Origin of the sequence: Breznakibacter xylanolyticus, assembly GCF_003254275.1 — a bacterium.
Taxonomy (GTDB): domain Bacteria; phylum Bacteroidota; class Bacteroidia; order Bacteroidales; family Marinilabiliaceae; genus Breznakibacter; species Breznakibacter xylanolyticus.
In genome coordinates this window covers 1-15,156 of the sequence record NZ_QKZK01000039.1, presented here as the reverse complement: position 1 = coordinate 15,156, position 15,156 = coordinate 1, and the positions used below count along the sequence as shown (strand labels likewise).

Annotated in this window: 13 protein-coding genes and 1 tRNA gene; 3 read left to right on the top strand and 11 right to left on the bottom strand. The window is 43.9% G+C overall.

Features of this window, described 5'->3' with window-relative positions:
• Positions 1-17: 17 nt before the first annotated feature.
• From coaBC to LX69_RS15300, 3 genes are all read right to left on the bottom strand, one after another.
• Positions 18-1,217, bottom strand: a complete 1,200-nt coding sequence (coaBC, locus tag LX69_RS15310; RefSeq protein ID WP_111446919.1) for a bifunctional phosphopantothenoylcysteine decarboxylase/phosphopantothenate--cysteine ligase CoaBC — start codon at positions 1,215-1,217, stop codon at positions 18-20.
• Between the two features lie 132 nt (positions 1,218-1,349).
• Positions 1,350-1,685 carry a DNA-directed RNA polymerase subunit omega gene (locus LX69_RS15305; RefSeq protein ID WP_245935041.1) on the bottom strand — a complete coding sequence of 112 codons (336 nt, stop codon included), beginning with the start codon at positions 1,683-1,685 and terminating at the stop codon, positions 1,350-1,352.
• Between the two features lie 21 nt (positions 1,686-1,706).
• A complete protein-coding gene (locus LX69_RS15300) occupies positions 1,707-2,516 on the bottom strand; it encodes an outer membrane protein assembly factor BamD (RefSeq protein ID WP_111446918.1) in 810 nt (269 codons plus the stop codon).
• Between the two features lie 254 nt (positions 2,517-2,770).
• Here LX69_RS15300 and LX69_RS15295 point away from each other — a divergent pair, with 254 nt between their 5' ends.
• Entirely contained in the window at positions 2,771-4,015 is a 1,245-nt protein-coding gene (locus tag LX69_RS15295; protein WP_111446928.1) for an aminotransferase class I/II-fold pyridoxal phosphate-dependent enzyme, read from the top strand.
• Between the two features lie 64 nt (positions 4,016-4,079).
• Here the strand turns inward: LX69_RS15295 and trxB are convergent, their stop codons facing one another.
• From trxB to LX69_RS15270, 6 genes are all read right to left on the bottom strand, one after another.
• The gene (gene trxB / locus LX69_RS15290) at positions 4,080-5,081 is read right to left on the bottom strand and encodes a thioredoxin-disulfide reductase (protein ID WP_111446917.1); all 1,002 of its coding nucleotides are present in this window, start codon (positions 5,079-5,081) and stop codon (positions 4,080-4,082) included.
• A gap of 106 nt (positions 5,082-5,187) precedes the next feature.
• The gene (locus LX69_RS15285; protein WP_111446916.1) at positions 5,188-6,117 is read right to left on the bottom strand and encodes a DUF4249 domain-containing protein; all 930 of its coding nucleotides are present in this window, start codon (positions 6,115-6,117) and stop codon (positions 5,188-5,190) included.
• 5 nt (positions 6,118-6,122) lie between these two features.
• Entirely contained in the window at positions 6,123-8,768 is a 2,646-nt protein-coding gene (locus tag LX69_RS15280; protein WP_111446915.1) for a TonB-dependent receptor, read from the bottom strand.
• Positions 8,769-8,804: 36 nt separating this feature from the next.
• Positions 8,805-9,785, bottom strand: coding sequence for a FecR family protein (locus LX69_RS15275; protein WP_146260765.1), 981 nt, complete (start codon positions 9,783-9,785; stop codon positions 8,805-8,807).
• Between the two features lie 11 nt (positions 9,786-9,796).
• Positions 9,797-9,964, bottom strand: a complete 168-nt coding sequence (locus tag LX69_RS17850; protein ID WP_170124424.1) for a hypothetical protein — start codon at positions 9,962-9,964, stop codon at positions 9,797-9,799.
• 101 nt (positions 9,965-10,065) lie between these two features.
• The gene (locus tag LX69_RS15270; protein WP_170124423.1) at positions 10,066-10,656 is read right to left on the bottom strand and encodes an RNA polymerase sigma-70 factor; all 591 of its coding nucleotides are present in this window, start codon (positions 10,654-10,656) and stop codon (positions 10,066-10,068) included.
• A gap of 244 nt (positions 10,657-10,900) precedes the next feature.
• On the opposite strand from LX69_RS15270, the gene LX69_RS15265 reads away from it, so the two are divergent.
• Positions 10,901-10,975: transfer RNA gene (locus tag LX69_RS15265), tRNA-Pro, on the top strand.
• Positions 10,976-11,577: 602 nt separating this feature from the next.
• Here LX69_RS15265 and LX69_RS15260 read toward each other — a convergent pair.
• On the bottom strand, positions 11,578-12,045 hold the full coding sequence (locus tag LX69_RS15260) for a hypothetical protein (RefSeq protein ID WP_111446912.1): 468 nt from the start codon (positions 12,043-12,045) through the stop codon (positions 11,578-11,580).
• 544 nt (positions 12,046-12,589) lie between these two features.
• Here LX69_RS15260 and LX69_RS15255 point away from each other — a divergent pair.
• Positions 12,590-13,687, top strand: coding sequence for a hypothetical protein (locus LX69_RS15255; RefSeq protein ID WP_111446911.1), 1,098 nt, complete (start codon positions 12,590-12,592; stop codon positions 13,685-13,687).
• Between the two features lie 251 nt (positions 13,688-13,938).
• Here LX69_RS15255 and LX69_RS15250 read toward each other — a convergent pair whose 3' ends face one another.
• Positions 13,939-14,865: an HsdM family class I SAM-dependent methyltransferase gene (locus LX69_RS15250; RefSeq protein WP_262509767.1), complete on the bottom strand. Its 927-nt coding sequence runs from the start codon at positions 14,863-14,865 to the stop codon at positions 13,939-13,941.
• Positions 14,866-15,156 lie beyond the last annotated feature (291 nt).

Sequence of the window (15,156 nt, the reverse complement as noted above, 5' to 3'; positions counted from 1 at the left end):
GGGGTTCAACAGTGCCGTCAGAAATAGCGCTCCAGCATGTCAACAATGTCGGCCGCCACTTCTCTCTTGCTTTTTAACGGGTAGTCCGTTTGTTTATTATCCTTGTCGATGATGGTCACCTTGTTGGTGTTGCCATGAAAACCCACGCCCGGCTTGCCTGCTTCGTTCAAAACAATGAAGTCGAGGTTTTTGTTGGCCAGTTTCTTGTGCGCGTTGGTCAGGGCATCGTGCGATTCAAGAGCAAAGCCAACCAAAACCTGGCCGGCTTGCTTGCTTTGTCCCAGTGCTGCGGCAATATCGCGGGTGGGCGACAGGGTGAGGGTGAGCTCGTCGCCGGCTCGTTTCATTTTTTGCTCTGCCACATTGGCGGGGGTGTAGTCGGCCACGGCTGCCGACATGATGGCGGCATTCATCTGAGGATAACAATCCACACAGGCCTGGTGCATTTGTGCTGCCGATTCCACACGCGTCACCTCGTGCATGCCTGCGGGTATCCCGATGCTCACAGGTCCGGTAACCAGGTGAACGCGAGCGCCGCGTGCAGCCAGTTCGTCGGCAATGGCAAATCCCATTTTGCCGGATGAGTAGTTGCCGATGAAGCGCACCGGGTCGATTTTTTCGTAGGTGGGGCCGGCCGTCACCAAAATGTTTTTCCCGTGGAGAGGGCTCGTTGGAGGGGTGAAAAAGTCTTTCAGTTTTTTGATGATGTTCTCGGGCTCTTCCATGCGTCCTTTGCCCCACAAGCCGCTGGCCAGCTCGCCTGTGCCGGGGTCAATCACTTTGCAGCCTCTTGCCATCAGCGTGCAGATGTTTTGCTGGTTGGCCGGATGTTCAAACATGTCCAAATCCATGGCCGGGGCAATCATCACGGGGCATTTGGCCGACAGATAGGTGGTGAGCAGCAGGTTGTCGCAAATGCCGTTGGCCATTTTAGCCAGCGTGTTGGCCGATGCCGGTGCCACCAAAAACAGGTCGGCCCACAGTCCCAAATCCACATGGCTGTGCCAGGTTCCGTCGCCGGTGTTGAAAAATTCGCCCAACACGGGCTTGTTGGACAATGCCGACAGGGTGACCGGGGTGATGAACTCGCGTCCGGCCTTGGTGAGCAATACTTGTACTTCGGCGCCTTCTTTCATCAGTAAGCGCAGCAAATAGGCGGCTTTGTATGCAGCGATGCTGCCGGTGATGCCTAAAATGATTTTCTTGCCTTTTAACATGACCCGTGATTTTAAAAAAAAAGATAAAAGGAAGTGGGTGAAACCTCTTTTATCTTTTTAATGTTTTTTGGCACGTGTCGGATAATGATGCATTTATGCATGCCGACGTGCCTTTAAATGCGGTTGAGTTTATCAGCCTTCCTGCTCGCGCAAGGGATTGCGTGAATACACTTTTCCTTCCTGAAATTCCTGAACTGCAATTGCATTGGGTTTGGGAATGCGCTCGTAGAAACGCGAAATCTCAATCTGCTCGCGGTTCTCAAACACCTCTTCGAGGTTGTCGGTGTACGAGGCAAATTCCTGCAATTTCTTGTTGAGTTCGTCTTTCAGCTCGGCACTGATCTGGTTGGCGCGACGGGCGCAAATTACCAGCGATTCGTAAATGTTACCGGTGTCTTTGGCCATGGCTCGCGTGTCGTAGGTCACGGTCGAGAGCGGGGCGTTGGTCTTTTTGTAATCGATTGCCATATCTCTGTTTGGTATATTTACTTAATTGACTTCTTCTTTGATCAATGCCGAAGATTCTTTGTAAATCTGTTCGGCTTTTTTCAGGTGCTTGCTTTCGGGAAACTCGTTGATGAACGAATAATATTCGTCAACGGCATCACGGGCGCGATCTTCCTGCTTTTCTTCAATACTCTTTACTGCCTGAATGTGTTTGGCTTCCAATATCAAAAAGGAGAGTTCTTCGCGATATTTGGTGTCGGGAAACTCTTTGAGACTGTTTTGTGCAGCAATCACGGCCGACAAATAGTTATTACCGCGGTAAGTCCCCAAGTCGAAATAGAGCTTGGCGTTGAGGTACGATTTGTACACCAACTTGTCGCGCATCTCGTCCATCAGGCGGGTCGACTCGGCAATGCGATTGCTGTTGGGATACATATTGATGAATAACTGAAAGTCGTTGATCGATTGCCGCGTGTAGCTTTGATCCAAGCGTGGCTTGGGCGATAATTTGTATTTGCAATAGGCCGTCATAAACTGGCACTCTTCGGCGTAATCGCTGGCCGGATATGTCCTTACCAATTGCTGGTAATAATGAGCAGCCATCATGTAGTCTTTCAACCGATACAGGGCATCTGCGTATGAGTAGGTGATTATTTCGGCTTTGTCACTTCCCCTGTATATGCCAATGAGCTCTTCGAACAGTGTGGCCGCACGGGTGTAATTTTCAGCCTTGTAATATTCCATAGCCCGGTTGTACTTCAGCTCATAATCAGTGCTTTTAAGAAGACGCTGATATTCGCTGCAAGAGGCCAGCATTAAAGTTAAAACAAGGAAAACAATGGTTTTTTTCATCCTTATAAATTAAAAAAGTATGCACTGGTTGGTTGTTGTTTTCAGTCGCTTTGGCACACCTTTTAAATCAAAGCGCAAATATAATCCTTTTCGTCATATATAGTACGGCTTTTTTATCAATTAATTATTCATTGGGTGAGCCATTATTGTAGAAGGGTGTGGTTGATTTTGAGTTGTTTTTTTTGGTAATAATTTGGACAACATAGATGATAAACCATTACATTTGCCCGAATCATTTTAAAAAATATACGATCGTGGATATATTTAGTAAAATTAAAGAGAGCATGGGGCCTTTGGGACAATACAACAAAGAGGCTCATGGATATTTTACATTCCCTAAATTGGAAGGGGAAATCGGTCCTAAAATGAGGTTCCGTGGCAAAGAGGTCCTCAACTGGAGCTTAAATAACTATTTGGGATTGGCTAACCATCCCGAAGTGCGTAAGGCTGATGCCGATGCTGCTGCTGAGTGGGGGCTTGGTTATCCCATGGGGGCTCGGATGATGTCGGGACAAACCAGCAAGCACGAAGAACTCGAAGCCCGATTGGCCGAATTTGTTGGGAAAGAAGATGCTTTCTTGTTAAACTTTGGATATCAGGGCATGGTGTCCATCATCGATACCTTGTGTGGCCGTAACGATGTAATTGTTTATGATTCTGAATCGCATGCTTGTATTCTCGATGGTTTGCGTTTACATATCGGAAAACGTTTTGTGTATGCGCACAACAACATGGAGAGCCTCGATAAGCAATTGCAACATGCTACCAGGTTGGCCGAAAAACAAAACGGTGGTATCCTGGTGATTACCGAAGGTGTGTTTGGCATGGCCGGTGACTTGGGTCAGTTGGACGAAATTGTTGCTTTTAAGAAGAAATATAATTTCCGCCTGTTGGTTGACGATGCTCACGGTTTTGGTACCATGGGTAAAACCGGTGCCGGTGTGGCTGAGCATTTTGGCGTGTCTGATGGTATTGATGTGATGTTTGGAACATTTGCCAAGTCAATGGCCGGAATCGGTGGTTTTGTCGCTTCTACTGAAGAAGTGGTGAATTACCTCCGTTATAATATGCGTTCGCAAATCTATGCCAAGTCGTTGCCTATGCCGATGGTGGTTGGGTTGCTCAAGCGTTTGGTGTTGGTGAAAACCAAACCTGAATTGCGTGAGAAACTTTGGCAAATTGTGCAGAAGTTGCAGGCCGGCTTCCGTGAAAGGGGATTCGACCTGGGTAACACCGCTTCGCCTGTTACGCCGGTGTTCTTGTCGGGTACCGTGCAGGAGGCTACTCAGTTGACCATGGATTTGCGTGAGAACTACAACTTATTCTGTTCTATCGTGATTTATCCTGTTATTCCTAAGGGACAAATTATGTTGCGCATCATTCCTACGGCAGCTCATTCGCTCGAGGATGTTGATTATACGCTGAAGGCGTTCTCTGAAATTTCGGAGAAACTGAAGGCCGGTAAATACAAATCTGATAAAATTGCCAGCATCCTTTAATGCGGATGTTTTAAAATAAAAAAAAGCTTCCCGAGGGAAGCTTTTTTTATGTCGTTTGGGTTTATCACGCCTGTTCTGCCAACCAACGCTCGGCATCAATGGCGGCCATACATCCGCTTCCGGCAGCCGTAATGGCTTGGCGGTAATGCGGATCTTGCACGTCGCCGCAGGCAAACACGCCCGGGACATTGGTTTTTGATGAGCCCGGAATGGTTTTGATGTAACCCACTTCATCGGTATCAATCCATGGTTTAAAGATGTCGGAATTGGGTTTGTGACCAATGGCCAGGAAAAATCCGTCAATGTTGATTTTGACTTCCTCTTCGTCGGGTGTCCCTTTCTTTTTCCACAATATGGCACCTTCTACCACGTTGTCGCCCACCAGTCTTTTGGTTTGATGTTCCCACAATACTTCCAGGTTGGGTGTTTTGTGTACGCGTTCCTGCATCACTTTTGACGCGCGCAGTTCGTTGCGGCGAACTATCAGGTACACTTTTTTGGCCAATCCGGCCAGGTAAATAGCCTCTTCACATGCGGTGTCCCCGCCGCCTACCACGGCCACATCTTTGCCTCGGTAAAAGAATCCGTCGCAAGTGGCACAAGCCGATACGCCTGAACCTGCATATTTGGCCTCATCGGGAATGCCAAGATATTTGGCTGTTGCGCCAGTTGCAATGATGAGGGTGTCGGCTTCGATGAGTTTGCTGTCGTCGATGGTGACTTTAAAGGGGCGTTGCGATAAGTCGGTTTTGGTAGCCAGGCCAAAGCGGATGTCGGTGCCGAAACGTTGGGCCTGATGTTTGAGTTGCTCCATCATCTCCGGCCCGGTGATGCCTTCGGGGTAGCCGGGGAAGTTTTCAACTTCTGTGGTTGTGGTGAGCTGCCCGCCCGGTTGAAGGCCTTCGTACATTACGGGGCTCAGGTTGGCTCGCGCTGCGTAAATGGCTGCGGTATAGCCCGCCGGTCCTGAACCAATAATGAGCACTTTTACTTTTTCTGTTTCTCCCGGGGTGCCCGATTGGGGGGTCGAACTCCCTAAATCCGTAATCTTTCCAAATAATGCCATAATTGTATGTTGTTTAATTTATTTTAATGGTTTTTCTTCATCGCTTGATGATGGTCGTTGCTTCCTCAACAAGAATAATTCCTGATTGTTCTGCGTTAGACTTTTTTTATTGAATGTCAAAAATGATTGAACTGGTGGCATAGCCGGTGACTAATCCATAGCCGTTGCTCACGTTGGTTGGGATTTCAACCGGATCAAAAATAGACAATCCGTTGAGAGCTGTCGCAATTATTTGAGCTTTGTAATAGTTGTAATACGCTTCGGAGAGGCGATAGAGGCGTATGTCCAGTTGGCGTGAGTGGGCAGTGGTTGGTTTACGGAATTGGGTCGCATTAAATGACAATCGAATTCGATGCTGTTTGCCATTGATGTTGGCATCGGTAAAAAGGCCTTCAAAGTCAATGTCGGTGAGGCTGACGCTGGTTTGGTTGGTGTTGAATATTTGATTGTCTGTTTGCGGGAGTGTCAGTGTGTCCGTTTGAACGGTGGTGCCTGAACTTGTTTGTGTTTTGGTGGTTTGGATGATTTGTAATTGGTAGTAGTCGTTGGTTTCGGCAGGTTCGTCAATGGTTAACCCCAGGTTGATGTGGGCTGCCCAAAAACCATCGTCACCAATGCGGGTTTCGCTAAAGGTATCAATCTTCTCAATTTGAACCGGGTGAGGAATGTAGGTGCCTGCAACGGCGATCTCTTTTTCGTTTTCAAATAGTGTGATTGCAACGGTGTCGCCTCCCGCAAATCGTAGGGTTGGGTAATTGTTCCACTGTTGGGCTCCGTTGTATGATAGCACACGGTGAAGGGTTCCGTTTTTATAGAAATGGATGGTGGCATTGTCAATGGGTGCGAAGTTCGACGGCGTTAGGGTTGAGACGCTTTTGGTCACACTAATGGTCACTGCACTGTCGGGTTGCATAAAGGCATACACCACCGGCTTGCCTGCCGAGCTTTTCAGATCGAAGTCAATCTCTTTTTCACAGCCACCCCAAAGTATGGCTCCCATCAGAATCGGTAAAATACGGTGTGTGATGTTTGTCATTGGGATTAGAATTTTAGCGTGTAACGAACGTATGGCAGCGGGATGGGGAACAGGCTAAACTGTTTGAGAGATCGGGTCACTTCTCCTGTGTTCTTATTGATGTTGTCGGCATAAAATAGGAAAAAGGCGTTTTGCCGTCCGTACACATTCATGATGCCTACGCTGATGGTGCGTTCCCCAAGCTTGATTTTTTTTCTGAAATTGGCGCCAATGTCCATCCTGTGGTAGATGGGCATGGTGTAGCTGTTGCGTTCACTGTAGTGTTCGGCATAGCCAGATGTGTTGGGTGAGGCTGTGGGAAGCGAGGGTGCAAAGTATTTTTCATCGGCCAGCGTCACCGGTTTACCGCTTCCGATGGCCCAGGTCATGCTGATGTCGGCATTGGGTGATAGCAGGTACGACAAAAACAGAGCCGCATCGTGTCGGCGGTCGTTATTGGCTCTAAATGGGTTGCCCTGGTTGATATCGTCAAATCGGTTGACGCTTTTCGAGAGGGTGTAGCCCACCCATCCCGACCAGTCGCCCATTTTGCGGTGTAACAATAGTTCCAGTCCGTATGATCGGCCAAAACCCGAGGTGAGTTTGCTGATCCAATCGCTCGAGGTGTCAAAGTAGTTTTGGTTGTCTTTGTAGTCTATCAGGTTGTTCGTCTCTTTGTAGTAAACTTCTGCGGTGAGGTTAAATTCGGGTCTGATTTGCCATTCGGCACTCATCGAAGTTTGCCAGGCTTTCATGGGCTCAATCTGTTCGGTCACTGGCATCCATAAGTCGGTGGGCAACGACACCATGGCCGAGCTCAGCAGGTGAATGTATTGTGTCATGGCCGAATAGGAGGCTTTGAGCGAAACCGTAGGTGTGAGCAACAGTCGGGCATTGAGACGTGGTTCAATGGAATGATAGGTACGTTTGCCGGTTTGAAACATCGACATGTGTATGCCTGTGTTGACTTTAAGTGTGGGGGTTAGGGTAATGTCGTCCTGTAGGTAGGCATGCAGTTCGTTGCCCATGATGATTTGGCCACCGTAGGTGGTATCCCGCTTTTCGTTGCTCGAGAGTTCGGTCTTTACCACGTTAATGCCCGGGTAAAATTGGTGTCGCGTAAATCCAACGCCTGCTTTTAGGGTGTTTCCTTGTGAGGAGTAATAATCTATGTCCACTTTGGCCGTGAAGTCGCGGATTCCACTGAAGTATTCAAGGTTGATGGTGCTCCAGTCGTTGTTTTGGTAATTGCTCTGTTGTTGTTGGTTATAAAAACGATAGTCGCTGAACGATGTGGTCAGATTGGTGAATATCTTTTCGTTCACAATGTGGTTCCAGCGACCCGATACCACCGTATTGCCCCAGCCGGTCACTACTTCGTCATTCAATTGGCTGGTGGTGAGGTCGTAGTCGGTGTTGATAATCGATTGGGTGATGTCTTTAAAGTTGTATTTCGAGCTCACATCGTCGCTGCCGTTATAGATGCTCACGTATAGGCGGTCTTTGCGGGTGAGGGTGTGGGTAAGCTTGGCGTTAAGATCGTAAAAAAAATAACTGCCCGATGTCAGTCGATCGTTGGGAATGGCTTTTTGAATCAGGTCATAGTACGTGCGACGTCCTGAGATAGAAAATGTGGTGCGCCCTTTCCACAGCGGACCGTTGAGCGAAAACTTCGATGATAGAATGCCAATGCCCACTGAACCGTTCAGTTGTTGTTGGTTCCCGTCGTACGTGCGTATGTCGACCACCGACGACAGTCGCCCCCCGTATTGCGCCGGAAAGCCGCCTTTGATGAGCGATACTTTGTTGACCACATCGGGGTTGAAAATGGTAAATAGCCCCAGCAAGTGTTCCATGTTATAAACCGGTACATCATCAAGTAAAATCAGGTTTTGGTCGGAACTCCCCCCTCTGACGTACAACCCGCTAAACCCTTCGTTGCCGCTTTGTATGCCCGGAAACAACTGCATGGCCTTGATGATGTCGGGTTCGCCCATGAATGAGGGGATGTTTTTAATTTGCGCGACGGGGATGTCAATAATGCCGCTCCCCGAACGCTGTATGTCGCTCATGATGGGCTTGCCCAATACCGAAATTTCTTGCAGGGCGGGCATGGGTTTTAAGCGAATGGTGATGAGCGTGTCGCGTTTTACGTTCAGTTGCGTCAGGCTGGTGTTGTAGCCGATGTACGAACTACCCAGCGTGATTTGCCCCCCGTTGAGCGGCAGACTGAAATAACCAAAGTTATTGGTCGAGGTGCCTTTGTTGGCGTGAAAATCAAACAGGTTGGCGCCAATGAGTGGCTCCCCTGTGTCATGGTCGATGATGTACCCGTTGATATGAAATTCACGGTTGCCCGATTTCACCGGGATGATGACAATTTTATTGTTGCGTTCTATATATTCGACCTGGCAGGTTTCAAATATCTGATCGAGGAAAAACTTGATGCTCCCCTTTTGTTTGTTGAAGATGATTCGATTAGGTAGACACACCTGGTTCGAGTAGCTCAACACAACCTCCGATTGCTCTTCCAAATGAAGCAGCAATTGCTCGGCCGAACCGGAAGTCTTGCTGACTTCGACGATTCTGTCGAGCAATTGTTGTGATGCTGCCTGATGCCCGGCCAAAGCCAGGAAAAAGAACAGGAAAATGATTTTTAACAGGTTTGTCATTCAAGCTGTTGGTTGGTCGTGAACCGAACAGCGAAATTAATCAGAGATGACCAAAATACCGTCGTTTAAGGTGAACTTTTTGTTGAAGTGAATGGATAATTCTTCCAAAATTGCACTCAGGTTTTGGTTTTCAAATTTGGTGGTGATGCGTATTTGGTCGCTCTTTGTGTTGACTTGAACTGATTTGATGTCGCTCAGGTTCTCGGTGAGGATCCCTATCACTTCCGAAAGCGAGTTGTCCGTGAACTGCAAAATGTGGCTTTTCCAATAGATGGCATTGGCATCTGGCTTGGGCGCTTTTTCCAATCGACCGTTTCGATAAGTGCCGGTTTCGCCTTTGGTCAACAGCAACTCCTGATCGTCGGCCGTAAGTTTTACAATGCCTTCGGTGACAGTGACCTGTGTAAACTCTTTAAGCCCCTCGTTTTTGACATTGAAGCTGGTTCCAACGACTTGTATGGTGGTGTTGCCTGAGGTGATGATAAATGGTTTGTCGGCCATTTTACGAACATCAAAAAATGCTTCACCTTTCAGTTTTACCAATCGTTTGGCGTGGTCGGTTCCTTTAAGGTATACCAAGCGACTGTGATTGTTGAGTGTGACTTGCGAATGGTCGGGGAGCATTACGTTTTCGATGTGATTGTTGCTCGCTACAGCATCCCATCGACCAAAACCGGGTACCTGAAGATGTAGGTAAATGGCTGTGGCAATGATGGCCGCTGCTGCCGCAGCAGTAACCAATCGGCGTGTTGTCATCTGCAGTGATGCTCGACGGGTGTTTTGCATCGACATGTTGAGCATGCGTGCTTTTACCAGTTCGAAATCCTGTTTTTTGCAACACTCTATTTTGTGGTAAAGCGACAGCTGGCCGCTTGTTTCCCAAAGGTGCCGGGCGCTATTGATGTCGGCTTGTAGTTGCGGGTCATCCTGCGCCTGTTGTGTCAAGGCTTGATGTTCCGATTCGCTGATGGTACCGGACACCAGTTTGGCCAGCAATTCTTCTTGTGGTGTATTCACGGGGTGATGATTCAATGAAACTCAATGAAGTTGAATATGTTGGCTTGCTCTGCTTCAGGGGTGCTCAGCAGTGAACCAACTTCGGTGGCTTCTTCTTCAAGAATGGGCGAGATGTTTGTCGGGGTTTCCTCTTCAAATCCGGGAAACATATCGGCTAACAATTGCAGTATAAATTCCATTGGTGTCGGTTTTTTTGGTTTTTTACATCTTCATGACAAGTGTTGATACTGGTACACGTATGCAAGGCGTGTTAAAAAATCAAGGGTTTGATGATTTGTGTTTAAAAGATGTTGATAATGAAGCAGTATGCGTTGATGAGAAAAATGGTGATGACGTGTAAATAGTCACTGAGGTTGTCTCGCAAAAATTTTAATGCTTTGCTGATTTGTGTTTCTACCGTACGTTTCGAGATGGCCAATTTGTCGGCAATTTCCTGGTTCGTAAAACCTTCAAATCGGCTCATCTCAAATACCTCTTTGCATTTGTCGGGTAGTTGGGCGATGATGTGATACAGGCGTTGTTGCAATTCGCTGGTCTCAACAGCGTTTTCAAAATAACTCTCGCTCTCCTTGGTGTCGTCAAAGATGTGCTGATGATGAGTGCGCAACAGTTTTTCTCGTTTGAGATGGTTGAGACATCGGTTACGAACCGATTGATAAAGGTGTGATTTAAGCGAGGTGTGAATGCTCAGCACGGTGTTGCGTTCGTAAAAGCTCACAAAAATATCCTGAACCAACTCGCGGGCAGTGTCTTCGTCGTCTACCATGCGCACGGCAAAAACCACCAATGGCGTATAGTAGGCCATGAATAATGCTTCGTAGGCACCATGGTCACCTCGGGCTAAACCGTCTATGAGGAATTGGTCGTTCATCGTTTTTTTGTAGCCCATAAAGCTAATAAAACTCTTTGATTCCCCTTTTGGTAGGGTTTTGAAAAAAAATGAACGGTGTGAAATGGCTTTTTTTTTAATTTGTTTCGGGTTCTATTTTTTAGACACACAAATCATTAGCTTTTTAATGTTGGCACACTCGGTTTTGTTGATGTGAAAAAATCTCATCAGATGTTTGGAGGGAATGATGAAATCTCTATCTTTGCACCACCGAAACAAACGGTAGCGGGATGTAGCTCAGCCCGGTTAGAGTACACGTCTGGGGGGCGTGTGGCCGCTGGTTCGAATCCAGTCATCCCGACTTTAATTATCAAGAGGTTAGCATGAAAATGCTGACCTCTTTTTGTTTTGGTTGAAACATAGTTGAAACATTAAAAAAAGGTTGTTTAATTTGGTCATTGAGTTTTTTGTCCCATATGAACAGGATAAACACAGTGAGGTACGCACCTTTACATATAAAGACTTGTGGATGCTGTCATCGGGTTTACTGCCATTGCAAGGGGACGCAATGGTGAATTTTACTAGGATCCAGGCACAGGCCATACTTCCTTTAATATTGAGATGCGTAACCCCTAAAACAGGTTGGTGTAATGCCAATTAAACCTGCAAGTGTAGGTGAATCAAATACAGATAAAAGACGAAATCTGTCGAAGAGATAAAACAGCAAACGCATTTGTTTTAAAGGGGTTTGTTGTTTGCTAAATCTCGTGAAAGTATTTTTTTGTGGAACTGCGGGGAATCGAACAGGTGCAGTCAATTAGAGTGTTAAGATATTGGGATCACTTTGTACCCCAAAACTCAAAAATGCATGTTTTTAATAGCTTTTTTGCCTTGTGTTGAAGATCGCAAAATGAATCGTTTGGGATTCATTTAATGTGATAAATGAATCTATAAAAGCGAATGTTATTTTTCAAGGTATACATCGATTCGTTTGTTCGAAAAATTCATTGCAATAGATATTACTTCGTCGTAAATAGATCTGATTGCATATTCACTGGAATAAGTGATATCATCAGGCTGTTCATTCAAAATGCTCATGTATGAGGTTAACTGTTTGATAGCATCAGGCTCTGCTTCCAAACAATTGTTAATTGTATTTTCAATGGTTGATTGATAAGCGTACCATCCAGCCGAGTATTCAGTTTGCACTTGGACACATATTTCATCCCATGTATTATTCAACCCAGAATCCATTCCGGACAATAGCACATCATTTTTGAGTTTCTTTAATTGGTTGATTGCCTTTTTCGAAATTCGCTCAATTGCTATCTGATTGAGTCGTGTAAGTAGTTTTGATTGTGAGCGTTCATTATCATACTCACTCGCAAAATTTGAATGTTTTTGACTTGCATTAGAGATAGATAATTGCATACTATTGGATTATGGGGGTTCTAATTGATTTAATCTAAAGTAAGTATTTAGGTTGATTTGACGCAATTTTTTATGGCTGATTTATTTCTCTCTGTAATATACTACAAAAAAATCGTGTAAACCTGTAAACCTGTAAATCGAATGGTTTAAGTATTAGATATGAAGTTTGATATGGGTTTACAATGCGGTTTACAATGCATCTGTTGGTTTACATCGGAAAAGCTTCGTCAATCTTTTTCTTGTTTCACTATAATTCGTTTTTCACTTTTATATTGAAAAAGGCAATTATACAATTTGATGCTTAACCGCTTTTCTTATTTTTGCATGGTATTATAGAATAAATTATTGCGTCACTGACGCTTCTCCACGAAAAAACGACCAATTTTAAACGAGAGGGAAGCCAGAAAGTGAACGCACCTGATATGGGTGTGTTCCTTTCGCTTGTTTAATTCTCTCGGTGCTTGGTCGTACCATTCGTGATTAAATATAGCAAAGGTTCACGCCCACCTTTTTTACAGAGAGGGGGGTCTTATTTAATAGACCTATGAACGACTTTAAAAGCATAGAGCCGACAATTCACCCAAAATTGTCCCATTTATCCAAAGATGAGCTACAAAATTTGCTTCATGATTTTAAAGCAAATGAGTTAAAAATTAAGGAGCTTATTGCTAAATATCAATTGATTGGGGTTGCCACATCTCAGTTAAGAAGATACTTACCTCATTTTGATTATAAGAATAATATTTGCCCACTTTGTGAAGTGGTCTCCTGTCAGAATTTCGAATCAAGAGAAAGTTTATCGCTTCCCTATTGTCCTGTATGTCTCGAAAAAATGTTTGTTCATTTTTCTCCAGAGGATAGAATACGTCAAATGTCTTGGCAAATGAGTAATGCCAGATATCGGAAGGAGCCATTCGACAAATGGTGCGAGTTGTCAGATATCAATGTTGTTCCCATTTCAATCGACCAATTTGATTCCATAAGCTACGAAGCAAAAATATACCTGGGAACAATTGTGAGTTTGGTTATTTCTTCTGATTTGATAGTTGTTGACACCATGCTGTTAAGTGAGTATAAAATATTTCCTGGAAATACCCCGTTCATTAATTTGATGGAGGAATTGGAGATTGAACCACAATATCAGAAATGGGATGTATATAAATTAGACCCTTTGTTGACGAATTTACTGTTATTCCCTGATAACGCTTTATTTGGATCGGAAACTGAAAAGCTACAATTATGGAAAAGGATTGCTATTGAGGAAGCGAAAGAGTACTTGAAATACAGGATGGAGGAAAATCGGTTTTCATTATTACAAGGTAATATTGTCAATGAAATTTTTGAGTCGTTATTAGAAACCTACTCTTTGTCGAATATCTTTTATTTCATTTATATGTCAGTCACCGAGGCATGTAAACACTATGCTAAAAATAATAATCGAAATCATGCATCCAATACAGTTATATATAACTGTTTGAGATATGGTGAAAGATATAAATCCAATAATTGGGAAGCAAAACAATACAATCGAACAGGCCAAACAGCTCAATCCGAAATAAGTCGTTACTATTTTGATTCTGTTTTGAAAATTGGGGACAAGGGCTTTTATGAAAAACCCTCAATAGAAGTATTGATGTGTTGAACTTTCCTTATTGCTGTTATTGTTTTACCTTATATACCATAACTACCATAAATAATGGTTAAGTTAGTAAGTATTAAAATCAAGAATCGTAGTTTGATTTGCTATATTATTTGAAGATGCTCTAATAATTTTGGTACAAAGGTGATAATGCTCTCAATTTTGTCATCTATAGAAAATCGTCCGATGAATAGATGATTTTATTGCGTTGGTTCGTGCGAATTGCAAATGTGCTTGACTGTGTGGGCTGGCTTTCATTCAAGATTCTCTTTAATTGTTTTGAAACTTACTAATGCACTTTCAATATTTTCGATTATTTCATCAAGAATAGTATCTGGCTCAGGAAGATTATCTAAATCAATTAAATTCTCATCTTTTAACCAAAATATATCAAGATTCGTCTTATCTCTTGAAGTCAGTTCTTCATAGGAATATTTTCGCCAGCGACCTTCTTCATTATCTGGACTCCATGTTTCTTTTCTATTCTTTCTATCATTTGGGTTGAAGCATTTTACAAAATCTTCTAAATGCTCATATCGCAACGGATTCTTTTTGTGAGTATGTCGAATATTGGTCCTGTAATCGTAATACCAGACTTCTTTAGTTGCAGGAGTTTTTTGATTCTTATTTTTCTCGAAGAATAGAACATTCGCTTTTACTCCTTGCGCATAAAATATTCCAGTAGGTAACCTTAGAATGGCATGTAAATTAGTTTCTTCAAGTAGTTTTTTCCTAATTGTTTCACCAGCACCACCTTCAAATAAAACATTATCAGGAAGAACAACTGCAGCTCGTCCATTTTCATTTAGCATGGTTACTATATGCTGTAAAAAAGCTAATTGCTTATTACTTGTCGTAATCCAAAAATCTTTTCTCAGAAAATAGCCATCCTTTTTCGCTTGTTTTTCATCTGTTGTTGGAATATCACTACTGCTAATACCGAAGGGTGGATTCGCAAGAATAATATCTACTTTTTCGGATTTTGCAACCTCACCTATATCGCCTCGTTTCAAACTGTCCGTAACATCTATATCTGGCGTATCTTGCAAATCTCCAACTCCATGCAAAAACAAATTCATTAAACAGAGACGAGCCGTTGATTTTTCTATTTCCCAGCCTTTAAACATGTCAAATTTTATATGATCTGATATTTTAGTTTTATTTCCACTACTGACCGACAAAACTAGAAATCTCCAATCTTCAAAGATTGTAAGTGTTGATAAACAGCAATATAAGCATATCTTCAATTGTTTTTCAATTACCTACCCCCCCCTTTTTTTTCAGAAAAATGCGAGTTGTATGTCAGGACTTTTGTTTTTTGCTTTTACATTTTTGACATAAGTCCGTCTACAGTTTTCAATCACCCAATAAACGTCTAAATGGCTTATCAGGTAAATCCTAACCAAAGCGGCAATTGTAGAGAAAGCCTTTTTTGTGTCCGACTTTGCCCTTAGGACCATTAAAAGCAAATG